This is a genomic window from Cryobacterium sp. 10S3 (genome assembly GCF_034344045.1).
GTDB lineage: Bacteria > Actinomycetota > Actinomycetes > Actinomycetales > Microbacteriaceae > Cryobacterium > Cryobacterium glucosi.
The window spans coordinates 682,353-708,515 of the sequence record NZ_CP133773.1; the positions used below are offsets into that span (position 1 = coordinate 682,353).

The 26,163-nt window shown below is 68.8% G+C and carries 20 protein-coding genes; 17 read left to right on the plus strand and 3 right to left on the minus strand.

Going from position 1 to position 26,163, the window contains the following annotated elements; all coding sequences use genetic code 11:
* Window positions 1-60: 60 nt before the first annotated feature.
* The 3 genes from RHM57_RS03170 to RHM57_RS03180 all read right to left on the minus strand — a co-directional run bounded on the left by RHM57_RS03170 (window position 61) and on the right by RHM57_RS03180 (window position 4,096).
* Entirely contained in the window at window positions 61-1,101 is a 1,041-nt protein-coding gene (locus tag RHM57_RS03170) for a YeiH family protein (RefSeq protein WP_322136251.1), read from the minus strand.
* Window positions 1,102-1,224: 123 nt separating this feature from the next.
* A complete protein-coding gene (locus tag RHM57_RS03175) occupies window positions 1,225-2,325 on the minus strand; it encodes a fatty acid desaturase family protein (RefSeq protein WP_134448201.1) in 1,101 nt (366 codons plus the stop codon).
* 223 nt (window positions 2,326-2,548) lie between these two features.
* Complete coding sequence (locus tag RHM57_RS03180; RefSeq protein WP_322136250.1) at window positions 2,549-4,096, minus strand: dolichyl-phosphate-mannose--protein mannosyltransferase; 1,548 nt, start codon at window positions 4,094-4,096, stop codon at window positions 2,549-2,551.
* Window positions 4,097-4,147: 51 nt separating this feature from the next.
* On the opposite strand from RHM57_RS03180, the gene rsmI reads away from it, so the two are divergent.
* The 17 genes from rsmI to RHM57_RS03265 all read left to right on the plus strand — a co-directional run bounded on the left by rsmI (window position 4,148) and on the right by RHM57_RS03265 (window position 26,131).
* Complete coding sequence (gene rsmI / locus RHM57_RS03185; protein WP_134448205.1) at window positions 4,148-5,011, plus strand: 16S rRNA (cytidine(1402)-2'-O)-methyltransferase; 864 nt, start codon at window positions 4,148-4,150, stop codon at window positions 5,009-5,011.
* Between the two features lie 62 nt (window positions 5,012-5,073).
* Complete coding sequence (metG, locus tag RHM57_RS03190; protein ID WP_134448207.1) at window positions 5,074-6,636, plus strand: methionine--tRNA ligase; 1,563 nt, start codon at window positions 5,074-5,076, stop codon at window positions 6,634-6,636.
* Complete coding sequence (locus RHM57_RS03195) at window positions 6,629-7,561, plus strand: TatD family hydrolase (RefSeq protein ID WP_322136249.1); 933 nt, start codon at window positions 6,629-6,631, stop codon at window positions 7,559-7,561. Before metG ends, RHM57_RS03195 begins: the two co-directional genes overlap by 8 nt.
* Window positions 7,562-7,686: 125 nt before the next feature.
* On the plus strand, window positions 7,687-8,493 hold the full coding sequence (gene rsmA / locus RHM57_RS03200) for a 16S rRNA (adenine(1518)-N(6)/adenine(1519)-N(6))-dimethyltransferase RsmA (RefSeq protein WP_241975210.1): 807 nt from the start codon (window positions 7,687-7,689) through the stop codon (window positions 8,491-8,493).
* A gap of 43 nt (window positions 8,494-8,536) precedes the next feature.
* A complete protein-coding gene (locus RHM57_RS03205; RefSeq protein WP_134448211.1) occupies window positions 8,537-9,472 on the plus strand; it encodes a 4-(cytidine 5'-diphospho)-2-C-methyl-D-erythritol kinase in 936 nt (311 codons plus the stop codon).
* Between the two features lie 67 nt (window positions 9,473-9,539).
* A complete protein-coding gene (locus RHM57_RS03210) occupies window positions 9,540-11,345 on the plus strand; it encodes an ABC-F family ATP-binding cassette domain-containing protein (protein ID WP_134448213.1) in 1,806 nt (601 codons plus the stop codon).
* Window positions 11,346-11,564: 219 nt separating this feature from the next.
* Window positions 11,565-12,449 carry a MetQ/NlpA family ABC transporter substrate-binding protein gene (locus RHM57_RS03215; RefSeq protein ID WP_134448331.1) on the plus strand — a complete coding sequence of 295 codons (885 nt, stop codon included), beginning with the start codon at window positions 11,565-11,567 and terminating at the stop codon, window positions 12,447-12,449.
* 82 nt (window positions 12,450-12,531) lie between these two features.
* Entirely contained in the window at window positions 12,532-13,599 is a 1,068-nt protein-coding gene (locus tag RHM57_RS03220) for a methionine ABC transporter ATP-binding protein (protein ID WP_134558184.1), read from the plus strand.
* Window positions 13,599-14,258: a methionine ABC transporter permease gene (locus tag RHM57_RS03225; protein ID WP_134448217.1), complete on the plus strand. Its 660-nt coding sequence runs from the start codon at window positions 13,599-13,601 to the stop codon at window positions 14,256-14,258. Before RHM57_RS03220 ends, RHM57_RS03225 begins: the two co-directional genes overlap by 1 nt.
* Window positions 14,259-14,430: 172 nt before the next feature.
* On the plus strand, window positions 14,431-15,048 hold the full coding sequence (locus RHM57_RS03230) for a hypothetical protein (protein WP_322189586.1): 618 nt from the start codon (window positions 14,431-14,433) through the stop codon (window positions 15,046-15,048).
* Window positions 15,042-15,902 (plus strand): lytic transglycosylase domain-containing protein, encoded by an 861-nt coding sequence (locus tag RHM57_RS03235; protein WP_322136247.1) that lies wholly within the window; start codon window positions 15,042-15,044, stop codon window positions 15,900-15,902. The genes RHM57_RS03230 and RHM57_RS03235 overlap by 7 nt, the downstream gene beginning before the upstream one ends.
* 6 nt (window positions 15,903-15,908) lie before the next feature.
* Window positions 15,909-17,936 carry a protein kinase domain-containing protein gene (locus RHM57_RS03240; RefSeq protein WP_322140696.1) on the plus strand — a complete coding sequence of 676 codons (2,028 nt, stop codon included), beginning with the start codon at window positions 15,909-15,911 and terminating at the stop codon, window positions 17,934-17,936.
* A gap of 157 nt (window positions 17,937-18,093) precedes the next feature.
* Window positions 18,094-19,164 (plus strand): phosphate ABC transporter permease subunit PstC, encoded by a 1,071-nt coding sequence (gene pstC / locus RHM57_RS03245; RefSeq protein ID WP_134448225.1) that lies wholly within the window; start codon window positions 18,094-18,096, stop codon window positions 19,162-19,164.
* Window positions 19,164-20,558 (plus strand): phosphate ABC transporter permease PstA, encoded by a 1,395-nt coding sequence (gene pstA, locus RHM57_RS03250; protein ID WP_322136246.1) that lies wholly within the window; start codon window positions 19,164-19,166, stop codon window positions 20,556-20,558. Before pstC ends, pstA begins: the two co-directional genes overlap by 1 nt.
* Window positions 20,555-22,246, plus strand: coding sequence for a phosphate ABC transporter substrate-binding protein PstS (gene pstS, locus RHM57_RS03255; RefSeq protein WP_322189587.1), 1,692 nt, complete (start codon window positions 20,555-20,557; stop codon window positions 22,244-22,246). Before pstA ends, pstS begins: the two co-directional genes overlap by 4 nt.
* Window positions 22,243-24,924, plus strand: coding sequence for a hypothetical protein (locus RHM57_RS03260; RefSeq protein WP_134448227.1), 2,682 nt, complete (start codon window positions 22,243-22,245; stop codon window positions 24,922-24,924). The genes pstS and RHM57_RS03260 overlap by 4 nt, the downstream gene beginning before the upstream one ends.
* Window positions 24,925-25,036: 112 nt before the next feature.
* Window positions 25,037-26,131 carry a hypothetical protein gene (locus RHM57_RS03265; RefSeq protein WP_134448229.1) on the plus strand — a complete coding sequence of 365 codons (1,095 nt, stop codon included), beginning with the start codon at window positions 25,037-25,039 and terminating at the stop codon, window positions 26,129-26,131.
* The last annotated feature ends 32 nt before the right edge of the window (window positions 26,132-26,163 follow it).

A 26,163-nucleotide genomic window follows, 5' to 3' on the forward strand; every position in this document is an offset into this window, starting at 1 on the left:
TCGCTGCGGCGCGACCCGACCTGCGCGAACCGCGGCGGTCGACCCGCGACAGGCGACCGGTCAGGCGAGGAGGACGGCGCCGTAGGCGAGGGCGGCGATGAGCGCCCAGGAACCGAGGCCGACCGTTAGGGCACGTCCGCCGGTGCGCACGAGCACCTCGAGCTGCACGGCAGCGCCGAGGCCGAAGAGCGCGGTCGCGAGTAAGTAGGTCTGCAGGGTGTCCGCGACGAGGAGCACACCGTCGGGCAACGGCACGAGGGTGCGCAGCACCACGGCAGCCAGAAAGCCGACGACGAAAAGCGGAACGATCGGGGGATGCCGCGTCGAGGCATCCGCGGACACCGCAGCGAGGGTGCCGGTCCGCAGGGGCATCGCATCCGAGGTCGAGGCTGCCGCGCGGCCGTCTCTGCGGCGTTCCTGCAGGGACACCCCGGCGACGATCGGCGCGAGCATGAGCACCCGGGTGAGCTTGACGACGATCGCCACGGCGAGGGCGGCCGGCCCGGCGACCTGCGCGGTGGCGACGACCTGGCCGACATCGTGCACGCTCGCGCCGACCCACTGGCCGTACTGCAGGGCGTCGAGGCCGAGCGGATGCCACAGGACGGGCAGGACCGCGATCGCGAGGGTACCGCAGAGGGTGACGAGGGCGATCGGTGTGGCGGTGTCGTCGTCGTCCGCGTGCACGACGGCACTCATGGCGCCGATCGCGGACGCGCCGCAGACCGAGAATCCGGTCGCGATCAGCAGGGGCTGCTGCCCGGGCAGGCCGATCCTCCGACCGAACCACAGCGTGCCGAAGAAGGTGAGAACGACGATCGCGATGGTCGTCGCGATCGTCACCCAGCCGAGGCCGAGGATGTCGACGAGGCTGAGCTTGAGGCCGAGCAGCACGATTCCGAGGCGCATGATGCGTTTGGAGGCGACCGAGAGGCCCGGCGCGAGCACTCCGGTGAGTTGCCGGCGCGCAACCGGCAGTTGGCCGGCGACGATTCCGAACACCACGGCGGCCGTGAGAAGCGGGATCCCGGGGACGAGGGCGTGCACGAGCCCGGCAAGGAGTGCGGCGGCGACCGCGACGAGCACGCCCGGCAGCCACATGGATTCGAGCCTACTCCCGCGTCACCGGCGCCCGTCCCTCACGCCGAGCGCTGGCGTTGCGCCGCTCCGCTGGTGGTGCACCACCCGCGCAACGGCAGAACACCCGCGCTCGGCGGAAAGCCGTCAGCGGTGGTGGAAGCGCGCGACCATGGGGCAGTCGAACGGATCGCGGGCGGCGAGGCCGACCGTGTTCAGGTACTCGATGACGATCCCGTACGACTGGAACAGGCCCGTCTCCGTGTACAGGATGTTGTGCGACTGGCAGTATTCCTTGGTGATCTCCTGCGCCTTCCGCAGGTGCGGGCGGGCCATGTTCGGGAACAGGTGGTGCTCGACCTGGTAGTTCAGGCCGCCCATGAAGGTGTCCATGAAGGTGCCGCCGCGGATGTTGCGCGAGGTCAGGACCTGGCGGCGCAGGAAGTCGACCTTGCTGTCGTGGGGGAGTTGCGGCATCCCCTTGTGGTTCGGGGCGAAGGATGCGCCCATGTAGACCCCGAAGACGGCGAGCTGCACGCCGATGAAGGCGAAGGCCATGCCGAGCGGCAGGAAGTAGAAGATCACGGCGACGTAGAGCACGATGCGGGTCGTGAGCATGCTGATCTCGAGCCAGCGCTTGTCGACCTTGCCGCGGCCGAAGACCGTGCGGAAGCCCTGGACGTGAAGGTTGAAGCCCTCGGCCATCAGGAGCGGGAAGAACAGGTAGCCCTGCTTGCGCGTGACGAACGAGCCGAGCCAGGACACCTTCGCGGCGTCCTCCTCGCGGAAGACGATGAAGTCGGGGTCGATGTCGGGGTCTTTGCCGATCACGTTCGGGTTGGCGTGGTGGCGGCTGTGCTTGTTCATCCACCAGGCGTAGCTGATGCCGACGAAGAGGTTCGCGAGGATACGGCCGGCCTTGTCGTTGGCGGGTCCGGACTCGAACACCTGCCGGTGCGAGGCCTCGTGGGCGAGGAACGCGAACTGGGTGAGGATGATGCCGAGCACGCCGGCGATGATCAGCTGGTACCAGCTGTCGCCGAGGAGCACGAAACCGGTGCCGAGACCCGCAGTTGCGAGGATGAGCATGCCGAAGACGAACCAGTAGAACCCGGTCGCGCGCTTCAGGAGGCCCAGGTTGCGCACAGTGTGCAGCAGCGAGGAGTACTCGGTGGTGGGATTCTTCGAGTCGCCACCCCGACGGGTCTTGACGATGCGCACCGTGGGTGCGACGGATGCTTCCGACATGAGGCCTTTGGTTTGGATCTGGACTTCTCAGTCGGTTCTGGAGCAATCACTCGTGGTGCAGATAGAAGTATCCTACGGGCGCACCCCCGGTCCGTGGGTCGGATTCACAACGGTTTCCCAGTCGCTATATGGCCCAAACGGCATATGAAGAGTCCTCAAATCGCCGAAACGGCACGAAACCGCAGGGTCTCCTTCGCCCGGAATTCCGGGGATCCGGGCGCGGCTATCGCCAGCTCGGCAGCCAAATATGCATCTGCCAGAACGAGAACGGGATCTGCATTCCCGTCCAGAGCGGGTAGAAGAAGGCGCTGACCAGCACCGCAGCCACGAGGTAGCCGATCAGCACACGGATGCCGACGGTCCGGTCCGGTTCGCGCGTCACGGCGTCCGCCCCGACCCCGCCGGTGCCCGGCGCGAGTCCGAGCACGAGACCGATCACGAACGTGAGCGCGAGGATCAGGTACGGCTCGAAGGCGATCGAGTAGAACTGGAAGACCGTTCGGCCGGTGTACATCAGCCAGGGCAGGTACCCGGCGACCATGCCCATCAGAATCAGGCCCACCCGCCATTCCCGGTACCGGGCGAGGCGATAGACGAGGTAGAGCACGGCGGCGGTCCCGGCCCACCAGATCAGCGGGTTGGCGATCTCGGTGATCGCCTCTGAGCAGGTCGAGAAGCTGCAGGTGCCCTCACCGGCCGCAGACGACTGGTAATACATGCTCGTCGGGCGCACCATGAACAGCCAGGTCAGCGGGTTCGACTGGTACGGGTGCGGCGTGACGAGGCCGACGTGATAGGTGTATGCGGCGACCTGGTAGTGCCAGAAACTCTGGACGACATGCGGCACCCAGGCGAATGCCCCGGTCCAGGCCGTCTCGGGTGAGTCTGCCCAGGTGCGGTAGAAGCCGCCCGTGGTGACGAACCAGCCCGTCCACGAGCTGAGGAAGGTCACGACCGCGATCGGCACCATCAGCAGGAAGCTGATCGGACCCTGCTTGAGGATGGCACCGCTCGCCCAGAACGGGATGCCGGCCCGCCGGCGGGTGAGGGCGTCCACGACCACGACGTAGACGCCGAAAGCGGCGAGGAAGTACAGGCCGGACCACTTGACGCTCATGGTCAACCCGAAGGCGAGGCCCGCGGCGAGGAGCCACGGCCGGAACCACATCGCGGGCCCCCAGCCGGGCCACTCGCCCGTCTCCGCCCGTTTCGCCATCCAGGCGGCAAGGCGGGTCGCGTGCCACTCCCGGTCGAGCAGGATCGCCCCGAACCCGAGAAGCGCGAAGAACATCACATAGTTGTCGAGCAACGCCACCCGGCTCATCACGATCGCGTTGCCGTCGATCGCGAACAGGAACCCGCCGATGACCGCGAGCAGGGTCGAGCCGAACAGCTTCCTGATGATGAGCATCAGCAGCACGACCGCGAGAATGCCGATCAGGGCCGTCACGATGCGCCAGCCCCAGCTGTTTCCCGGCCCGAATGCGGCCATCCCGAGTGAGATCAGCCACTTCCCGAGCGGCGGATGCACGACGAACGATCCGACGTCGGTGAAGATATTCGCATTGCCGTTTGCGAAGATCTCGTCGGCCTTGTCCGGCCAGGTGGACTCGTAGCCGTTGTTGAAGAGGCTCCAGGCATCCTTGACGTAGAAGGTCTCGTCGAAGACGAGCGCGTGCGGGGAGCCGAGGTTCCAGAGGCGGAGAACGGAGGCCACGACGACCACGAACAGGGGGCCGGCCCACGGGAACCAGCGGCGTATGAGGAGCACGCTGACCATCGTAGTGAGCGGTGGTTATGCGCGGACTGCGAGACTGGGGGAATGATCATCCTCGCTGCCACCCCGATTGGAAACCTCGGCGACGTCTCGCGCCGGCTGGTCGAGGCGCTCACGACCGCCACGGTCATCGCGGCGGAGGACACCCGCGTCACCGTGCACCTGCTCAAGGCCCTCGCGATCGAGAACCGTCCGCAGTTGATCAGCCTGCACGACCACAACGAACGGGTGAAGGCGGCTGAGCTCGTCGAGCTGGCCCGGGACACCGACCTGCTCGTGCTGAGCGACGCCGGCATGCCGACCGTCTCCGACCCCGGCTTCCACCTCGTCGACGCCGCCGTCGCAGCCGGCGTCACGGTCACCGTGCTGCCCGGCCCGTCCGCAGTGCTCACCGCCCTCGCCGTCTCCGGGCTGCCGACCGACCGGTTCACCTTCGAGGGCTTCCTGCCCCGCAAGCACGGCGACCGGATGTCTGCCCTCCGCGAGGTGGCCGACGAACGCCGCACCATGGTCTTCTTCGAGTCGCCGAACCGGCTCGCCGCCTCCCTCATCGACCTCGCCGAGGTGCTCGGCGCCGACCGCCGCGTCGTGGTCTGCCGCGAGCTCACCAAGTTCTTCGAGGAGGTCAAGCGCGGCACCGCCGCCGAACTGGCCGAGTGGGCGGCAGCGGGCGTCAAGGGCGAGATCGCGATCGTCGTCGCCGGGGCCGAGAAGCGCGTGCTCGACCTCGCGACCGGGGTCGCGGAGGTGCTCGCCCAGGTCGCGGCCGGCGCCCGGCTCAAGGAGGCCGCAGCAGACGTGTCCGCGGTGTCCGGCCTCGGCAAGCGCGACCTCTACGAGGCCGCCCTCGCGCAGAAGCCGGGGGCGCGTGGGCCGGCCGCGCCGCAGCATCCGCCCCTGCCGTTCTGACCCGAACCGAGGCGGGACGTAACCCGGCCCGGGGCATCCGTTGCTCCCAATAGACTGGGGGCATGTCCGCCGGAGCATCCTTTTACATCACCACGCCCATTTTCTATGTGAATGATGTGCCCCACATCGGTCACGCGTACACGGAAGTGGCCGCAGACCTCCTCGCGCGCTGGCACCGGCAGGCCGGCGAGGACGCCTGGCTGCTCACCGGTACCGACGAGCACGGCCAGAAGATCCTGCGGACCGCGACCGCGAACGGCGTCACCCCGAAGGAATGGGCCGACCGCCTCGTCGAGACCGCGTGGAAGCCGCTGCTCAAGACTGTCGACATTCGCAACGACGACTTCATCCGCACGACCGACGAACGCCACGAGGTCAACGCGCAGAAGTTCCTGCAGCACCTCTACGACGCCGGCCATATCTACACGGGCGAGTACGAGGGCTTCTACTGCGTCGGCTGCGAGGAATACAAGCAGCCGAGCGACCTGATCGAGGGCACCGGCGAGTTCATCGGCCAGCAGGTCTGCGCCATCCACTCCCTCCCGGTCGAGCTGCTCCACGAGAAGAACTACTTCTTCCGGATGAGCACCTTCGCCGAGCGCCTGCTCGCCCTCTACGAGGAAGACCCCGACTTCGTCCAGCCCGAGAGCGCCCGCAACGAGGTCATCTCCTTCGTGAAGCAGGGCCTTTCCGACCTGTCGATCTCGCGCTCGAGCTTCGACTGGGGCATCAAGGTGCCGTGGGACGACAGCCACGTCGTCTACGTCTGGTTCGACGCGCTGCTCAACTACATCACCGCCGCCGGTTACGGGCAGGACGACGAGCGGTTCAGCAGGCTCTGGCCGGCCACGCACATCGTCGGCAAGGACATCCTCCGGTTCCACGCCGTGATCTGGCCCGCCATGCTGATGGCCGCCGGGCTCCCGGTGCCGCGCCGGGTCTTCGGCCACGGCTGGTTGCTCGTCGGCGGCGAGAAGATGAGCAAGTCCAAGCTCACCGGCATCGCCCCGAGCCAGATCACCGACACCTTCGGCTCCGACGCGTTCCGCTACTACTTCATGCGCGCCATCAGCTTCGGACAGGACGGCTCGTTCTCCTGGGAGGACCTCTCCGCCCGGTACCAGTCCGAGCTCGCCAACGGCTTCGGCAACCTCGCCTCCCGCGTCATCGCCATGGTCGTGCGCTACTGCGATGGCGAGATCCCGGTCACGACGGCCTTCACCGAGGCGGACGCGGCCATCCGGGCCACCGAGATCCGGGTGACGGATGCCGCGGGCGAGGCCATCTCCCGCCTCGCGATCCACGAGGCGATCGCATCCGTCTGGGAACTCGTCGACGAGCTCAACGGCTACATCACGACCCAGGAACCGTGGGGCCTCGCCAAGGACCCCGCCGACCGCGACCGGCTCGACGCCGTGCTGTTCACCGCCGTGCGCGGCCTCGGCACCCTCGCCGTGCTGCTCTCCCCGGTCGTCCCCGAGGCGTGCGCCAAGCTCTGGTCCGCCCTCGGCGGCGAGGGCCTCGTCACCGACCAGCGCATCGACCGCGCGTGGGAGTGGACCGGAGGCACCCACGTCTCCCCGCTCGAGGCGCTCTTCCCGCGCATCGAGGCGACGGTTGGCTAACGAACCCGTCCGCCAGCGTGAGCAGACCGCCGGCCGCGACCTGAGCTACCCGGCCCCGCCGGAGCCGCTCCCCGTGCCGGTGTACGACAACCACACCCATCTCGAGATCAGCGACGGCGAGCATCCGCTCAGCCTCGCCGAACAGCTCGACCGGGCCGTGAGCGTGGGCGTGCAGGGCGTGATCCAGGTCGGCGGCGACCGGGAGACCTCCCGCTGGTCGGCCGAGGCCGCCGCGAGCGAGCCACGCATGCTCGCGGCCGTCGCGATCCACCCGAACGAGGCACCGGACTACGAGCAGGCCGGCACGCTCGACGACGCCCTCGCCGAGATCAGCGAACTCGCCGGGCGCCCGCGGGTCGTCGCGATCGGCGAGACCGGTCTCGACTTCTTCCGCACCGGGCCGGAGGGGCTCGCCGCCCAGTACCGCAGCTTCGAGGCGCACATCGAGATCGCGAAGCAGAACGGCCTCGCCCTGCAGATCCACGACCGCAACGCGCACGCCGAGGTCATCGCGACCCTGCTGCGGGTCGGCGCCCCCGAGCGCACGGTCTTCCACTGCTTCTCCGGGGACGCCGAGATGGCCGCGATCTGCGCCGAACACGGCTGGTACCTCTCCTTCGCCGGCAACGTCACGTTCAAGAATGCCGGCACGCTCCGCGCGGCCCTCGCCGCTGCTCCCCGCGAGCTGCTGCTCGTCGAGACGGACGCCCCCTTCCTCACCCCCGCACCCTTCCGCGGCCGCCCGAACGCGCCGTACCTGCTGCCGCACACCCTGCGCGCGATGGCCAACCACCTCGAAACGGATGTCGCCATGCTGGCCGCCCAGATCTCCACCACCACCGAACACGTCTACGGGCGCTGGGACGCCGAACCCGTCGTGCCGGCGCCGTCCGCGCCGACCGTCAGCCTCGGGGGTCTCCAGTGAGCGACGCCGAGAACACTCCGGTGACCCCGGCCACGGATGCCGCCCTGCCCGTCGAGCCCGCGGCATCCGCCGCGCCCACACCGCGCTCACTGCTCGGCCCCGCCGAGATCCGCGACCTCGCCGAGATGCTCGGCGTGAACCCGACCAAGAAGCTCGGCCAGAACTTCGTGATCGACGGCAACACCGTCCGCCGCATCGTCAAGGTCGCCGCGATCACCCCAGAGGACACCGTCGTCGAGGTCGGACCCGGCCTCGGCTCGCTCACCCTCGGCCTGCTCGAGACCGGTGCGCGCGTCGTCGCCGTCGAGATCGACGACCGCCTCGCCGAGCAGCTCCCGCTCACCGTCGAGCTGATGCACCCGGACGCGCCGCTCGTCGTGCTCCGCGCCGACGCGCTCAAGATCACTGACCTGCCGGGGGAGCCGACCCGGCTCGTCGCCAACCTGCCGTACAACGTCTCGGTGCCGGTGCTGCTGCACATGCTCGAGCACTTCCCGTCGATCCGCGCCGGCGTCGTGATGGTGCAGGCCGAGGTCGGCGAACGGCTCGCCGCGCCCCCCGGCTCGAAGGTCTACGGCAGCCCGAGCGTCAAGGCCGCCTGGTACGGGGCCTTCCGCACCGCGGGCAAGGTCAGCCGCCAGGTGTTCTGGCCGGTGCCGAACGTCGACTCGATCCTGATCGCGTTCCAGCGCCGCGAGAGCCCGCTCGAGAGCGAGGACCTGCGCCTCGCGACGTTCGCGCTCGTCGACGGCGCCTTCCAGCAGCGCCGCAAGATGCTCCGCCAGTCGCTCTCGACCGTGCTCGGTGACTCGGCAACGGCGACCGCGATCCTCGAAGCTGCCGGCATCGACCCCACCGAGCGCGGCGAACAGCTCACCGTCGACGCCTTCCTCGCCATCGCCAGGTCCTGGACCGCCGCCGACCCGTCCTGACCCCGCGCACGAGGGGGCTGTGCGGCTGAGCTAGGTTAGAACCATGACCAACGCGGCCACATCTCATGTTGTGCACGCGCGGGCGCCGGGCAAGATCAACGTCTTCCTGAAGGTCGGTGCCGTGCTCGAAGACGGCTACCACGAAGTCGCGACCGCCTACCAGGCCGTGTCGCTCAGCGAAGACGTGCGCGCCTATCCCGCCGACGACTTCTCCTGCGAATTCACCGGCTCGATCGACACCTCCGGCCTTGCGACCGACGGCAGCAACCTCGCGATCCGGGCCGCTCGCGCCCTTGCCCGCCGGTCCGGCTATCGTGGCGGCGTTCATCTCAAACTTGAGAAGAACGTGCCGATCGCCGGGGGAATGGGCGGCGGATCGGCCGACGCCGCCGCAACCCTGCTCGCGTGCGACGCCCTCTGGGGCACCGAGGCGACCCGCGAGGAACTGCTCGCCATCGCCGCGACTCTCGGCGCCGACGTCCCCTTCGCGTTCACGGGCGGCACCGCCGTCGGCACCGGCCGCGGCGACCAGTTGAGCCCCGCGCTCGCCAAGGGCCAGTTCCACTGGGTGCTCGCCCTGGCCGACTTCGGCATGTCCACCCCCGGCGTGTACCAGGAACTCGACCGCCACCGTGAGCGCCATGCCCAGGACATCTTCCCGGCGCAGGCGCAGCCGACGGTCGACGCCAACGTGCTCCAGGCCCTGCGCGCCGGCGATGCCCGGATGCTCGCCGAGTCCCTGCACAACGACCTCCAGGCCCCGGCGCTGCACCTCGCCCCCGGCCTCGGCAAGGTCATCGAGCTCGGCGAGGAGAACGGCGCCCTCGCCGGCATCGTCTCCGGGTCCGGCCCAACGGTCGCGTTCCTCGTGGCGGATGCCGACAGCGCGCTCGAGCTCCAGGTCGCGCTGAGCGCCTCCCGCCTGCACGTGGTGCGGGCGACGGGCCCGGTCCACGGCGCCCGTCTCGTCCACGACTGAGCCGCGGCATCCGCCTGCCCCGACCCGCGCGCCGGGCTCCCAGCCGCGCACGGTAAAGTTGTAAGCTATGGCACATTTGCTCGGGGCCGAGTCCCTGCACCTTGAATACCCCACCCGCGTCATCTTCGACTCCGTCACCGTCGGACTCAACGAGGGCGACCGCATCGGAGTCGTGGGGCGCAACGGTGACGGCAAGTCCACCCTGCTGAGCCTCCTCGCCGGACGCATCGAACCCGACTCCGGCCGCGTCACCCGCCGCCGCGGCGTCACGATCGGCGTGCTCGACCAGTCCGACGCCCTCGCCTCAGGCCAGACCGTCGGCCACACCGTCGTCGGCACCATGGACGAGCACCTCTGGGCCGGGGACGCCAAGGTCCGCGACGTCATCGGCGGACTCGTGCGCGACATCCCCTGGGACGCCCTTGTCGACGACCTTTCCGGTGGCCAGCGCCGCCGGGTCGCCCTCGCCGCCGTGCTGATCGGCGACCACGACGTGATCTTCCTCGATGAGCCCACCAACCACCTCGATGTCGAGGGCATCACCTGGCTCGCCGGGCACCTGCGCAACCGCTGGGCGACGAACTCCGGCGGCCTCGTGGTCGTGACCCACGACCGGTGGTTCCTCGACGAGGTCTGCAACCAGACCTGGGAGGTGCACGACCGTCTGATCGAACCCTTCGAGGGCGGCTACGCCGCGTACATCCTGCAGCGCGTCGAGCGCGACCGGATGAGCGCCGCGACAGAGTCGAAGCGCCAGAACCTGATGAAGAAGGAGCTCGCCTGGCTCCGCCGCGGCGCCCCCGCCCGCACCGCCAAGCCCAAGTTCCGCATCGACGCGGCCAACGAGCTCATCGAGAACGAGCCGCCGCCCCGCGACACCGTCACGATGCAGTCGATGGCGATGCAGCGCCTCGGCAAGGACGTCGTCGACCTCATCGACGTCTCGGTGGACTTCGAGGACAAGCACGTGCTGAAGGACATCACCTGGCGGATCGCCCCCGGGGAACGCACCGGCATCATGGGCGTCAACGGCGCGGGCAAGTCCACGCTGCTGAACCTCGTCGCCGGTACCCTCCAGCCGACGAGCGGCCACGTCAAGCGCGGCAAGACCATCAAGGTCGCCGTGCTCACCCAGCAGCTCTTCGAGCTCGAGGGCATCCAGAACGACCGGGTCAGCGAGGTCATCGGCCGCCAGAAGACGAGCTACATCGCCGGAGGCAAGGAGATCACCCCCGGCCAGATGCTCGAGCGGATGGGCTTCATGAGCGCCCAGCTCGTCACCCAGGTCAAGGACCTCTCCGGTGGCCAGAAGCGCCGCCTGCAGCTGCTGCTGATCGTGCTCGACGAGCCGAACGTGCTCATCCTCGACGAGCCCACCAACGACCTGGACACCGACATGCTCGCGGCCATGGAGGACCTGCTCGACTCCTTCCCCGGCACCCTGCTCGTCGTCTCGCACGACCGGTACCTGATCGAACGCGTCACCGACAACCAGTACGCGGTCACCGAGGGCGGCTTCCGCCACCTGCCCGGCGGCGTCGACCAGTACCTCGAGATGCGCAAGCAGCAGATCAACGACTCCGACAAGCCCGCAGAGGCGAACGCCTCGAACACCTCCGGCGGCAAGCCGGCCAGGAACCTGGCCATCGGCGGCGCAGAGCTCCGCAACGCGCAGAAGGAGCTCGCCTCCATCGAGCGCAAGGTCGCCAAGCAGAAGTCCCGGATCGTGGTGTTGAACCAGAACATGGTCAGCCACGACCAGAACGACTACGCAGGCCTCGGCGAGCTCGGCACCGAGCTGCAGGGTCTCGAATCCTCCATCTCGAGCTTCGAAACTCGCTGGCTCGAACTTTCGACGCTGATCGAGGGTTAAAACCGCGGATGCTGTGACCGCGTGTTACGCAGCGGCGTGCGCGGCGCAGCATCCTTTGTTAACCTGAAGGTGTGCCTCGCGATGCAGCGGCACAGACTCCCACCCCTTCGTGCCGTGGCTTTGCTGTGCCGTCGATTGCCGGGGCCCGTCCACGAGACAGCACTCGCGGCTCTCACCCGCAGCACACCCAAGGGGATTCACCACGTGAAAAAGTCAACTCTGTCCAAGCGCTTGCTCGCGGCTCTCGCGACCGTCCCGCTCCTCGCCCTGCTCGCCGGGTGCGCCGGCGGCACGGCGGATGCCGGCAGCGACAAGACCGTCAAGATCGGCGTCGTCGGCGCGAGCGACCCGTACTGGGCCGTCTACACGAAGGCCGCCGCCGATGCGGGAATCAAGGTCGAGATCGTCGACTTCTCCGCATACGACCAGCCGAACCCCGCGCTGACCGCCGGTGAGATCGACCTCAACCAGTTCCAGCACCTCGTCTACCTCGCGCAGTACAACACGGCGAGCAACGCGGACCTCACCCCGATCGGTTCGACGGCGATCTACCCGCTCGGCCTGTACTCGACGAAGTACAAGAAGGTCAGCGAGATCCAGAAGGGCGACACCATCGCGGTGCCGAACGACGCGAGCAACCTGGCCCGCGCGCTCCTCGTGCTGCAGTCGGCCAAGCTCATCACGCTGAAGGACGGCGGCTCGATCTTCTCGACCCTCGACGACATCGACACGTCGGCCTCCAAGGTCACCGTCACCGCGCTCGAGGCCTCCCTCACCGCGACTTCGCTTCCTGACGTCGCCGGCGCGATCATCAACAACGACTTCGTCGAGAAGGCCGGACTGAAGTTCACCGACGCCCTCGCCAAGGATGACCCGGCCGACCCGACCGCCATCCCCTACGTCAACGTGTTCGTCGCCCGCGCCGCGGACAAGGACAACGCGACCTACCAGAAGCTCGTCCAGATCTATCAGGACACCCAGGCCGTGCAGGACGGCGTGCTCGCCGTCTCCGGCGGCTCCGGTGTTCTCGTGAAGACCCCGGTCGCCGACCTGGTCTCCTCGCTCGCCACGGTCGTCGCGGACACCAAGGCCAACAAGAAGTAGTCGCCCCCGGTTGCCCGGATGCCCGCTTCGCACTCGCGAGGCGGGCATCCGGTGTGAAACCAGAGAATTCCAGGAGAGTTGAATGCCGATCGTCGAATTGCGCGGTGTCAGCAAGATCTACCCACCCCACGAAAAGGGCGGCAGCGACGTCGTCGCGATCGACGACGTCAGCCTGGCCGTCGAGGCCGGCGACGTCTACGGGATCATCGGCTACTCGGGAGCCGGCAAGAGCACCCTCGTGCGCCTCGTGAACGCGCTCGAACGGTCAACGTCCGGAGAGATCCTGATCAACGGACGGGACATCGCCGGCCTGGCAGAGCGCGAACTGCGCAGCGTGCGTCTCGGCATCGGCATGATCTTCCAGCAGTTCAACCTGCTCGGCTCGCGCAGCGTCGCGGCCAACGTGTCCTATCCGCTCGAGGTGGCGCACCGGCCCAAGGCCGAACGCGCCAAGCGGGTCGCCGAGATGCTCGACTTCGTCGGCCTCGCCGACAAGGCCCGCGCGTACCCCGACCAGCTCTCCGGCGGCCAGAAGCAGCGCGTCGGCATCGCCCGCGCCCTCGCGAGCCAGCCCGCCATCCTCCTCGCCGACGAGGCCACGAGCGCCCTCGACCCCGAGACGACCCACGAAGTGCTCGACCTGCTGACCCGGGTCAACCGGGAATTCGGTGTGACGATCATCGTGATCACGCACGAGATGGACGTGATCCAGACGATCGCGAGCAAGGTCGCGGTGATGGACCAGGGCCGGGTCATCGAACGCGGTGACGTGTTCGATGTGTTCTCGAACCCGCAGCAGCCGGCATCCGCCCGGTTCGTCTCGACCGTCGTCAAGGGCATCCCGAGCGCCGACGAGCTCGCCGTGCTGCGCAGACGCCACCCCGGGCGGATCGTGTCCCTCGCCTTCCGCGACAACACGGTCGACCAGGCCCGTGTCTTCGGCGAACTGGCTCGCGCCGGCGTCGCATTCGAGGTCGTCTTCGGCGGCATCAACGAAGTGCAGGGCCGCTCCTTCGGGCATCTCACCCTCGCGCTCAGCGACGCCACGGCGGCGGATGCCCGCACAGCGTCTGCCGGCAGCGCGGACGACCGCATCGATGCGGTCCTCGATCGGATCAGAACACTCACGACCGTCACGGAGGTGCGCTGATGGAATCCCTCATCGAACTGCTGCCCCAGCTCTGGAAGGCCGCAGGGGAGACGCTCTACATCGTCGGCCTCACCCTGTTCTTCGGGGGCCTCGGCGGCCTGATCGTCGGCCTCGGCCTGTACCTGACCCGCGGCGGCAGCCTGCTCGCCAACAAACCCGTGTTCGTGGTGCTGAACCTGCTGGTCAACTTCGTGCGGCCCATCCCGTTCATCATCTTCCTCGCCGCCGCGCAGCCGCTCGCCCGGCTCGTGGTCGGAACCGGAATCGGCAATAACGCGATCATCTTCACGATCTCGCTCGCGGCATCCTTCGCGATGGGCCGTATCGTCGAGCAGAACCTGCTCACCGTGACGCCCGGCGTGATCGAGGCCGCCCGCAGCGTGGGCGCCGGAACGGCCCGGATCATCTTCACCGTGCTCCTGCCCGAGGCGCTCGGTCCGCTGATCCTCGGCTACACGTTCATCTTCGTCGCGCTCGTCGACATGTCGGCGGTCGCCGGCTACGTCGGTGGCGGCGGCCTCGGTAACTTCGCCCTGCTCTACGGGTACCGCCAGTTCAACCCGATCGTGACCTGGGCTGCCGTGCTGCTGATCATCGTGCTCGTCCAGTTGGTGCAGTACCTCGGGAACACGCTGGCGCGAAAGGCGTTCCGCCGCTAGGCGTTCTCGAAACTGTTGCCGGGCCGGACAGCTTCCGTTCACCCCCCGGCAAGGTGACACTCCCGGGCCGGACACCTGAGGCCAGCACAGTATTGCCGGGGCTGGCCCACCCGAGCCGGCACACAGTCTCGACTGCACCCGTCGCTGTTTGGTTCAGGCCGTTGGAGTCGCTGTGTCGCCCCGCCCAAGTGTGGTCTTCTCGGCCTTCCGTTCCAACGCGGACCCGCGCCTGCAGGGCTGGGTCGCCTTCCGGAAGAGCGTTCAGTCCGGTGCCCACGGCGGCGACGTCGCCCGCGTCAGCGGACTCGCACGCGCCGGCGAACTCGCCCGCGCGGGAGAACTCGCCCGCACCGGAACGACCGACCGGGTGGCCGAGGGCCGGGATCGCTCCCGTGGCCTCGCCACCGTCGCCGACTCCGGCCACTCCGGCATCTGGCGGCTGCTCGCCTCGAACAGCCGCGAGCTCGGCCGCAGCTCCTCGGTCTACGGCTCCTTCGCCGGCGCGCGGGCGCACGTCCTCGAACTCAAGGACCAGTGCGACGCGATGGTCGCGACCGTCGTCACCGGGCCGTCGGCAGGCACCCATGGCTGGGTGGTCACCATCGGCGAACGCATCGTGATGACAGCGGGACGCTGGTACGGCGCCGCCTCCGCGAGCCGGGAAGCCGCCGCCGGCACGATCGAAGCCTTCCGCGTCGCGCTCGTCGCCGAAGACGCCCGCCACGCGACCGAGGCCGGCCGCCGGGGCAGCCGGGTGCTCAGCGAGGCCGAACGGGCCCAGGCGTGGTGAACGGCACACGGCTCCGCGGCCTGCGCGGCTGGATCGGTGCCGCAGCGACCGCCGGGCTGCTCTGCTGGGTCGTCTTCGGCTGGCTCGTACCCGGCTTCACCGCACCGGAGGGCATCCGGGCGAGCGTGGCGGCCGTGGCCGCCGACGCTGTTCCCTCCGTTCCCACGGCAGCGGATGCCGCAGCGACCGTGACCGTGACGCCGGCGACTCCCGCTCCGGCGGCCGACCAGTCCGCCGCCGGCGCCGGCTCGTCCCTCGCGTCGACAGGCGAAACCGCGCTGCTCACCGGGAACGCTGCGCTCGTGGACGCGGACTGGGCTGCCCGCGTGGCCGCGGCCACCGGCATCCCGCGGCGGGCCATGCTCGGCTATGCGGGTGCCTCGCTCGCCCTCGCCGCCGAACAGCCCGGTTGCCGACTCGGCTGGAGCACCCTCGCCGGCCTCGGCAACATCGAGTCCGGGCACGGCACCCACGCGGGCTCGGCGCTCGGTACCGACGGTACCGCCCGGCCCGGCATCTTCGGTCCGGCCCTCGACGGCTCTGATTTCGCAGCGATGAGCGACACCGACGGCGGCGCCTGGGACGGCAGTGCGGCGTGGGACCGTGCAGTCGGCCCGCTGCAGTTCATCCCCGCGACCTGGCAGCGCTGGGGCGCCGACGGCAACCGGGACGGTGTCGACGACCCGCAGCAGATCGACGACGCCGCCCTCGCAGCCGGGCGCTACCTGTGCAACTACGGCGACCTCGCGCTGCCCGACCGCTGGCGCGCGGCCGTCTTCGCGTACAACCACGTCGACTCCTATGTCACCGCCGTCGCCGGTTACGCGAACACCTACGCCGCCCGGGCGAAGTAGCCCCCTGTGACAGGCGCGATCGATCCCGCCGAGACGACGGATGCCTCCGGTGCACCGGCAGGCCGGCGCACGGTCGGCGCTGGCGAGGGGCTGATCTCGGGCCGCTACCGGCTCGGCGAACTCCTCGGGACGGGCGGGTCGGCATCCGTCTTCTCCGCCGTGGACACGCAGGCAGGGGAGGGCGCAGTCAGAGAGATCGCCCTCAAGATCCTGCACCCGCACCTGTCCCGCTCCGACCGGGCCAGGGAAGCGTTCTTTGCGGAGGCCAGGGCCGCGGCCGTGTTGCGGCACCCGAACATCGTCGCGGTGCTCGGCGTCGGCGTGCACCACACCGGTCACGGCCCGGGGATCGGCGCCGGGACCGAGCCCCGCACCGGCACAGGCACCGGTGCGAACGCCGAGGAGCCGCAGGCCTGGATCGCGCTCGACCGCGCGCCGGGGATCAGCCTCGCCGAATACGTCGAGCATCGCGGGGCGCTGCCCGTCAGGCAGGCGCTCACCGTCGCGTCCGCGGTGCTGCGCGCCCTCGAGGCCGCGCACGACATCGGCCTGGTCCACCGCGACGTCTCCCCGGCCAACATCATGGTCGACCCGGACCCGGCCGGTCACGTCGGTATCGACGGAGTGCGCCTGCTCGACTTCGGCCTCGCGGATGCCGCCGGTCGCCCTGCCCTCGGCACCGACGTCCTCCGCAGCGCACCCGATGCGACAACGCAGGAAATCCCGGTCGTGCAGAGCGTGCTCGGGAGCGTGAACTACATGTCGCCGGAGCAGGCGCGGGGCGACGCCGTCGACGAACGCGGCGACGTGTACCAGCTCGGCGGGGTGTTGTACTTCGCGCTCACCGCACGGGCGCCGTTCGTCCGGGATTCCGTCGCCGCGGTGATGCGCGCCCACGTGCAGTCTCCGCCGCCGGTGCCGTCGGTGCAGCACTCCGGCATCCCGCGGAGTGTCGACCGGCTCGTCGTCAAGGCGCTCCTCAAAGACCCGGACGCCCGGTTCCCCTCCGCCGCGGCGATGGGCGCGGCCGTCGACGCGGCCCTGGACCGCATCGGGGCCGGGGGAGTGCCGGGTCGCGCCGCGGCCCCGCCAGAGGGGGCCCTGCCCGGCGGCGGTCGCGTCTTGCCCGCGGACGACACCACGGGACTGTTCCGGCCGGGCGACCTCGCGGAGCTCGCTGAGCGCACGATGGTGCTCGGTGCGGTACCGGTCCCGGTCCCGGATCCTGTGCCTGTTCCGCACCCGATCCCGACCGCCCATCCCGCCCCGGCCACGATCGTGCACGCGACCGGAAACGCACGCGCGGGAACGGCATCCGCCGCGGTCGTCGTCCCGCCGGACAACCCGGCCTGGGTGCGGAGCGGCCGCAGCCGCCGTCGCGGCGGCGGGCTCTGGGCCGTCTCGATGATCCTCGTGATCGGGGGAGCATTCGCCTGGGTCCTCGCTGCCGGCGGCGCGGCGCCGACGTCGGTGGCCGTCACGAGCAGCACGCCCGCGCCCGCGAGCGCCACCCCCGAGCCGATGATCACCGCCCACGCCACGGCGGCGCCGAAGACCATCCGGGTGCCGGAGGTCTCCGTGATGACCCTCGACGGGGCACGGGCCGCGCTCGCCGCCCTCGGGCTCCGCCTCGGCGCGCTCACCCTCCAGGACTCGGGGCGCCCCCTCGACACGGTGCTCGGCGTCAGCCCGGCGGCCGGTACCTTCCTGGACCCCGGAGACCCGGTCGACCTCACCGTGGCGTCCGGCTCGAACACGGTGCCGGACACCGTCGGTCTCAGCAAGGCGGAGGCGATCGCCGCCCTCGAAAACGCGGGATTCCTGGTCCTCACCGACTCGAGGCCCGACGCCGCCGCGACGCCGGGAACCGTGATCGCGGTCGCCCCGTCCGGTCAGAAGACCCTGCGTCTCGGCACCTCCATCACCCTCACCCTGGCCACGGCGCCCGAGCCGTCTGCCGCCCCCACAGCTACGTCGACGCCCCCGCCGGGCCCGACACAGACCCCCGCTCCGACGCAGGCGCCCACGGGCTGACGGCTCCCGAATCGACCGCCACAACTCTCCACGCGGCGTCCACATCTCGGTTGAGAAATCGACGCCAATCGTTCACCAACCGCCCCGAACATATGTTTCGGACGCGTTACCCCCACCCGTGCGTTCACCCCCTCCCGAGTCTTTTCCAAGGACAGCCATGCCGATTTCGAGCCTCGTCTCGCCGCCCCTGGGCGACTCGCCCCTGGGCGACGCCTTCGGGACAGACCCGGCCGTTTTCGACCCGTCGAACCCCGACTCCCGGCCGCGGCGCTCCCTGGTCTCCCGCCCGTCGATCTCCGACTCGGTGTTCCGCTCGGTCGCGTTCAGCGCGGGCACGATCACCGTGCTGATCATGCTCGCGGTCGGTGTCTTCCTCTCGCTGCGCGCCGGCGACGCCCTCGGGGTCGCTGGGTTCAACTTCCTCTTCGAGCAGGACTGGTCGCCGGAAACGAAGAAGTTCGGCATCGCATCCGTTCTCTTCGGCACCATCACGATCGCCGTCATCGCAATGTGCGTCGCGGTGCCCCTCGCCCTCGGCACGGCGCTCCTCATCTCCGAGGTCGCCCAGGGGCGGCTCAAGTCCACGCTCGTCACCCTCGTCGACCTGATGGCCGCCGTTCCCAGCGTGGTGTTCGGCCTCTGGGGCGTGTTCTTCCTCCAGGCGAACGTCATCCCGGTCGCCACCTGGATCTCCACCTACTTCGGCTGGATCCCGTTCTTCAGCGTGACGGATGCGACGGGCCAGGCCCTCACCGAGGCGAGCGCCTTCACCTCCTCGGCCTTCATCGCCGGAATCGTGGTGGGCCTCATGGTCGTGCCCACCCAGACCTCGGTGATGCGCGAAGCCTTCTCCCAGGCGCCGATCGGTGAACGTGAGGCGGCCTTCGCCCTCGGGTCGACCCGATGGGGAATGATCACGTCCGTGGTGCTCCCGTTCGGCCGCGGCGGCATCATCGGCGGCACCATGCTCGGCCTCGGCCGGGCCCTCGGCGAGACCATCGCCGTCTACATGATCATCTCCCCGATCTTCACGATCAACTGGGAGGTGCTCAAGACCGGCACGAACTCGGTGTCCGCGCTCATCGCGCTCCGGTACGGCGAGTCGAGCTCCTTCGGCCTCTCCGCACTGATGGCCGCCGGCCTCGTGCTCTTCCTGATCACCCTCGTGATCAACTTCACGGCCTCGTCGATCGTGGCGCGGTCCCGCTCCGGGGCGGAGAGCGACTGATGACCAGCGCACACAGCACCCAGGCGACGGATCCCGCGGCATCCGCCGGCCCCTCGACCCTCGTGATGACCGAGACCGCCGTCGAGCTCGAGGCCGAGCTCGAACTCCAGGCCGCAGCAGTCCGGCACACCACGAACATCCCCTCCTCGGTCGGCATCGAGATCGGCCCGCGCCGCCGGATGCGCGCCGCCAGGGTCGACGACCAGTTCAACATCCTCGGCGCGGCAGCGGCCGGCGTGGCCGTCGCCGTTCTGCTGTTCGGCTGGTTCGGCCCGCTCTCCGGCTATGTCGGTTTCGTGATCGTCGCGTTCATCGCTTTCATCGGCTTCTACGCCCTGCTCGTCAGCCTGAAGAGCGACTGGCAGGAGGTCAAGGACCGGGTCATGTCGGTTGTCCTTTCGAGCGCCGGCGTGCTGCTCTTCGGCGCCCTCGTCTTCGTCGTCGCGTACACCCTCGTGCGCGGCCAGGAAGCCCTCCCGCACCTCAACTTCTTCACCGACAGCATGGAGCTCGCCGGCCCGCTCGACGGCCTCGAACTCGGCGGAATCTTCCACGCCATCCTCGGTACCCTGATGCAGATCACGATGGCGCTCATCGTCACCGTTCCGCTCGGCATCCTCACGGCCCTGTTCCTCAACGAAGTCGGCGGAAAGTTCGCCCGCTTCGTGCGCACCATCTCGGACGCGATGACCGCGCTGCCCTCGATCGTCGCCGGCCTCTTCGTGTACTCGGCGATCATCGTGCTGATCACCCACCAGCGCAGCGGGTTCGCCGCCTCGATGGCCATCACGGTGATGATGCTCCCGATCGTGATCCGCGCCTCCGACATCGTCCTCCGTCTCGTCGCGGGAAACCTTCGCGAAGCCGCGTACGCGCTCGGGTCCACGCGCTGGCGCACGGTCTGGCATGTCGTGCTGCCGACCGCCCGCCCCGGGCTCGCGACCGCCGTCATCCTCGGCACCGCCCGCGGAATCGGCGAGACCAGCCCCGTGCTGCTCACGTCCGGCGTCACCGCCGTCGTCAACCTCAACCCCTTCGAGGGACCGATGATCTCGTTGCCGCTGCAGGTCTTCGACTTCGTCAAGTCGCCGGAACCGAACATGATCGCCCGTGGCTTCGGGGCGGCGGCCGTGCTGATCCTCCTCGTGCTCACCCTGTTCGCGATCGCCCGCCTCATCGGCGGCAAGGGGCCGGGCGACCTGTCCCGCGCCCAGCAGCAGCGGGTCGTCGCGGCCTCCGGGCGCGACCTCAAGCGGATCACCATTGCCGCCGACCGCCGCATCCTCCTCGAGGCGAACACGTCGGGGGCCTGGCCGCCGCCGACGGCACCACCGAACCACCACAGCAGCCCAGCGCCGACGATCGACCTCAGCACAAAGGAGCCGTCCTCGTGACGCCGCAGCCCCGTTGGATCCGTGCGATCCGCGCCCTCTTCGCCCTCGCCGTCGTGGTGATTCTCGGTCTGTCCGGAACGCTGTCTGCCCAGGCCGTTTCCTACGACCCCATCACAGGAACCGGCTCGACCTGGTCCCAGAACGCCCTCGACCAGTGGCGCAAGAACGTGGCCTCGAACTACGGCATGACCGTCAACTATTCCGGTGTCGGCTCCTCCGCGGGCCGCCGGGACTTCGTGGCCGGAAACGTCGACTTCGCCGTCAGCGAGATCCCGTTCCAGACCGCTCCCGAAGACGGTTCAGCGCCCGAGGTTCCGAGTCGCGGCTACGCATACATGCCGATCGTCGCCGGTGGCACCTCGTTCATGTACAACCTCAAGATCAACGGTGCCCGCGTCTCCAACCTGCGCCTGAGTGGCGAGGTCGTCACCAAGATCTTCACCGGCGTCATCACCAAGTGGAACGACCCGGCGATCCAGACGGACAACCCCGGACTGAAGATGCCGGACAAGGGCATCGTCCCTGTCGTGCGGTCGGACGGCTCGGGCTCGACCGCCCAGTTCAGCCTCTGGATGTCCAAGCAGTACAACTCCCTCTGGGGGCAGTTCTGCGTCAAGGTCGGCAAACCGGCCTCCTGCGGCCTCACCTCGCAGTACCCGACCTACGGCAACGCGAAGGCCCAGAGCGGTTCGGCGGGCGTCGCCGGGTATGTCGCCCAGGACTATGGCGAAGGCGCCATCACGTACGTCGAGTATTCCTACGCGCTCAAGGCCGGCTTCCCGGTCGCCAAGGTCCTGAACACCGCCGGATACTACGTCGAGCCGACCGCGAACTCCGTCGCCGTTGCCCTGCTGCAGGCAAAGATCAAGACGGATGTCCCGGTCTCGCGCCCCGACTACCTCACCCAGATCCTCGACGGCGTCTACAACAACCCCGACCCGCGCACGTACCCGCTGTCGAGCTACTCCTACATGATCGTGCCGACCGAGGTCGGCGGTGTCTTCACCGCGAAGAAGGGCCTCACCCTCGGCGCGTTCGCGAACTACATGCTCTGCGAGGGCCAGCAGCAAGCGGCGGCCCTGGGCTACTCGCCGCTCCCGATGAACCTTGTGCTCGCCGGGTTCGACCAGATCAAACGAGTGCCGGGAGCGGATGTCTCGGGCGTCGACATCAACAACTGCAACAACCCGACCTTCAAGGCCGGCGACTCCCCATCGAGCAACCTGCTCGCGACCAACGCACTCAAGCCCGCCGACTGTGACAAGGTCGGCACGAGCCAGTGTGTCACCGGAACAGCAGGGGCGCCCGATGACACGGCGACGACCGGAACCGGTACCGGCGGCTCCGCAGCCACGGCCGACACGGCCGCGGCGGCAGCGGCCGCCGCAGGAGCAGGGGCCGGAGCAGCGGCGACGACGGCAAACGCCGGGGCAGCGGGCACGGGCGATGCCGCGGCCGCGGTCTACGACGAGAACGGTGCTCTCGTCTCCGGCGGCACCGGTGGCACGGCCTCGACCGGAGTGGCCGGGTCCGCGGTGGCGTCGCCCTTCACCCTCGCCGACAACGGCTGGGGTGCGCAGCAGTCGATCATGCTGTTCGCCGGCGTGTTGCTCATCGGCTCTGCCGTGCTGCCCCCGGTGCTCTGGCGCCGGCTCAAGCCACGCGGTCCGAAGGTGGGCACCAAGTGAAGCGCCTGATCCTGTCCACGGACTCGATGTGGACCCGCGCCGGCGCAAGCGGCATCGTCGTGGGCGTTGTCGTCGGCATCGGAGTGTCCATGCTGGCCTCCATTACCCCGCCCGCAGCATCCGCGGACACCTCGAGCGCCGTCACGGTGGCCGCCAAGGGCTATGACCTCGACATCTCGACGGCACCGTTCCCCGACCTCAAGGTGACAGTCTCTCAGACGAAGGACCTCGTCTCGCAGGGAATCGTCGTCAACTGGACCGGCTCGGGCGCGAAGTCGGTCCGGCCTGACGCCAGCTCGGGCGGCCAGAACTTCCTGCAGATCGCGCAGTGCTGGGGTGAGGACCCGCTGAACCCCGGGCATCCCGACCGCACCACCTGCCAGTACGGCGGTTTTCCCGGCAAGGCCGCGTCCACGCGCGACACCTCGGTTTCTGACGAATTCGTCAACGCCAAGGACACCCAATACACATCGCCCTCGAACGGCTTCACGATCCCGGCGGTCACGGCGATCCCGTACCGTGCCTCGACGGGCGGAACGATCTCGTCCGTCTTCAAGAATGGCGCCGGCGTCCTCACCCATTACATCCTCGATCCCCTGACAGGGCTTGTTCAGACCGCGAACGGCACGCCGGCTGCCACTGGCGTGACCCTGCCCTCCCCGATCGTGGGCGTCGACCTCGCCACGAACGAGTTCTACACGCAGTACACGACCAACGAGGTGCCGTGGGTGGGGTCGAGTGACACTGGCGCCGGCTCCGTCAAGTTCGAGGTCCAGACCGCGATGCAGTCTCCCGGCCTCGGCTGCGGTATGCCGGTCACGGCCACGGACGGCACGGTCACGGGCAAGTCCTGCTGGCTCGTCGTCATCCCGCGCGGCACCAACGACGTCGGCGAGTCGTACATCACCAAGTCCGGCCTGTTCTGGGACGCCTGGCAGCACAGTGTGGCCGTCAAGCTCGACTTCAAGCCGATCGGTCTGCGCTGCTCCATCGGCTCGGCCGAGAAGCAACTCTCCGGAAGCGAACTCGCCTCGGCGGCCGTCGCGTCCTGGCAGCCCAACCTCTGCACCGGCTCGACCGGATCCTCCTTCGTGCTCAGCACCGGCAACGAGGAAGACTCTCTCCTCTCCGCAAGCCAGAAGACCCCGAGTCCTCTCGCCCTGACATCGCGTGCCCTACAGACGACGAAGGCGGATCCCGTGCAGTACGCGCCGATCGCACTCTCCGGACTCGCCGTGTCCTTCTCGATCGACCGGAGGGTGAAACCCGTCGGCGCCGTGCCTCAGGAATACAAGGACAAGAACACCGAGTCCTTCACCTCGATGAACCTCACCCCGCGCCTGATCGCGAAGCTGTTGACGAACTCATATCTGGACTCCTTGCCGACGGGGGCCCCCGCTACCTCCAAATCGCTCGCGTTCTTCGTCGATAACCCCGAGAAGGTAAACCACAACGCGAGGAACCTGACCGTTGACCCCGACTTCCTCGCCGTGAACGACGCGGAATGGCAGTACCAGGACCTGACGGGTCCGTCCCTCGGCGACATGCTCCTGCCCTCGGGGCGCTCCGACGAGGCCCTACAGCTGTGGCGCTACGTGCTCTCAGATCCGGATGCCGTGGCTTTCCTCAACGGCGAAGCCGACAAGTGGGGCATGAAGGTCAACCCCTGGTACGCAACAAAGGACGCCGTCAACTCCTCCGGCACAAAAATGACCGTGCCCCGCACCAACTTCCCCAAGGCTGACCCAATCGCACGGGTGGCCACGGCCGACGGCCAGACCGAAGTCAACCTCGTCACCTGGCGCCCGTACGCGAGCGACTTCGAGAACGGCGCCTACCTCACCCTGCGCGGTGACGGCCAGGAGCTCGGCGACTGGAGCCCGAACACGGTTCCGCCGAAATGGGGCAAGAGCGTTCGCAACCTCGTCGGCACCCAGCGGGTGCTCGGACTCACGACAACGGCGGCAGCAGCCCGGTACCAGACGGTGACGGCGTCACTGCGAAACTCGGCGGGCACTTTCGTTGCCGCGAACTCCGCATCCCTGCTGGCCGCGGCCGCGGCGATGACCCCGACCACCGAGAACGCGGCCGTGCTCGAATACAACCCCACGAGCGCGAGCGCCAGGGCGGCGGCGTCGGCCTACCCGATGACCATGCCGGTCTACGCGGCGCTCAACCCACTGCAGACGGATGCCTCCGCCCGCGCCATTTACGCCAACATGATCCGCTACGCCGTTGCCGCCGGTCAGGTTCCCGGCAGTGCGATCGGCCAGCTCCCCGAGGGGTACGCGTCGATTCCGGCCAGCTGGGTCGCCCAGGCCCTCGCAGCCGCGACAGCCATCGAAAAGGGCATCAGCCCGATCGTCTCGGCGACTCCGACACCCACTCCCTCACCGACCGTCGCGGCCACTGCCGCCGCCCCTGCGGCGGCCTACGTCAACCCGAACGCAGGCAGTGGAACGGCAGCGGTCGCGGCCGTCGCCGCCGCCGTCGCCGGGACCGCGACCGCGACCGACCCTGCGGCGACCGGCGCGTCGGCCGGACCCCTCGTCGGCAAGCCGACGCCTTCCGATCCGGTCATCGGCCCCATTCCGGCAGCCATCCCTGTCGGATTCCTCTCCGGGCTGCTCGCAGCCGGTGGAGTCCCCCTGATTTCGCGTGTCCGGAGACGATCCTGATGCGCGCACAGCTTGACGTCCAGATTCCGGGTTTCGGCTTGGGACCAGACATCAGGAAAGACGTTCCCGCCCGGGTTCGTCTCATGCAGTACACCCGAAAGGCATCATCACAGTGATTTCGAAGAAGGCAATTGCGCTCTGCGCGACCGTCGGCGTCGCCCTCACCGGTTTCGCCATCGCGACGCCGGCCAACGCCGAGCCCGTTTCCAACAGCTACGTCGCCGTCGGCTCGGACACCCTGGAAGACGTGGTCAGCGCCCTGGCCAACGGATCCTCGCTCTCCGGATCTTCGGTTCGCTCGACGACCGCAGGTGGCGCGACCATCGGATCGTTCGACGCGACCGGCACGGCCTACATCACCACGAAATCCTCAGGCGTGCGCTTTGGACGCCCGAACGGGTCGGGTGACGGTCGCACGGCGCTCCTCCGCTCCATCGATGGCGCGGCATACACGTCTGGTACGGTCGGCGCGCCTGCCGCTGTCGTGATCAGCGGTCAGGTTGACATCGCGCGTTCCTCGGGCTCCGGCACCGTCGACGCCGCCGGAAGCCTGATCCAGGTTCCCTTCGGCCGTGACGCCATCGCCTACGCCTACGACAATGGCTCTACCGCGACCGGCATCGACACGATCGACACCGCGACCATGACGAGCCTCTACACCTGCAGCGTCACCACCCTCGGCGGCGTCACGGTCACCCCGATCATCCCGCAGGCCGGTTCCGGCACCCGCAAGGACTTCATGTCCAAGATCGGCGTCACCGACGCCACTCTCGGTTCCTGTGTCCAGACCGGCCAGGAGCACGACGCGTCCAACCTCGGCATCAACCAGATCATGCCGATGTCGGTCTCACGCTGGGTCGCCATGAACACCGGTGCCAGCTACCCCAAGAAGAAGGACACCACGGTTCTCGGCTCGCTCGTTGCCGGCACCACCCCCGTCACCGGCACCGGCACCTCGATGGTCCCGAACGCCACTTACTATGCTGACTCCGTCTGGGGTCGCGACACCTACCTGGTCGTGCAGTACGCCCGCGTCGACCCGACCAACGCCTCTTACGACGCCACACTGGCCGGCCTGCTTGACCCGACCAAGAGCACCAGCCTGACCAACTCGCAGACCTCCCTCGCCTCCAAGGCCGGTTCGCTGAAGAAGAAGTTCGGCATCCTGGCCCCCTCCACCACCACTGCTGTCCGTATCTCCAAGTAGCCCGACCTACTTCCAGAAAAGGTAATTGAATC

Coding starts and splice junctions, on each gene's coding strand:
- RHM57_RS03170 (WP_322136251.1), bottom strand. CDS start 1,101: ATGTGGCTGCCGGGCGTGCTCGTCGCGGTCGCCGCCGCACTCCTTGCC.
- RHM57_RS03175 (WP_134448201.1), bottom strand. CDS start 2,325: ATGTCGGAAGCATCCGTCGCACCCACGGTGCGCATCGTCAAGACCCGT.
- rsmI (WP_134448205.1), top strand. CDS start 4,148: ATGATCATCCTCGCTGCCACCCCGATTGGAAACCTCGGCGACGTCTCG.
- metG (WP_134448207.1), top strand. CDS start 5,074: ATGTCCGCCGGAGCATCCTTTTACATCACCACGCCCATTTTCTATGTG.
- rsmA (WP_241975210.1), top strand. CDS start 7,687: ATGCTCGGCGTGAACCCGACCAAGAAGCTCGGCCAGAACTTCGTGATC.
- RHM57_RS03205 (WP_134448211.1), top strand. CDS start 8,537: ATGACCAACGCGGCCACATCTCATGTTGTGCACGCGCGGGCGCCGGGC.
- RHM57_RS03210 (WP_134448213.1), top strand. CDS start 9,540: ATGGCACATTTGCTCGGGGCCGAGTCCCTGCACCTTGAATACCCCACC.
- RHM57_RS03220 (WP_134558184.1), top strand. CDS start 12,532: ATGCCGATCGTCGAATTGCGCGGTGTCAGCAAGATCTACCCACCCCAC.
- RHM57_RS03225 (WP_134448217.1), top strand. CDS start 13,599: ATGGAATCCCTCATCGAACTGCTGCCCCAGCTCTGGAAGGCCGCAGGG.
- pstC (WP_134448225.1), top strand. CDS start 18,094: ATGCCGATTTCGAGCCTCGTCTCGCCGCCCCTGGGCGACTCGCCCCTG.
- pstA (WP_322136246.1), top strand. CDS start 19,164: ATGACCAGCGCACACAGCACCCAGGCGACGGATCCCGCGGCATCCGCC.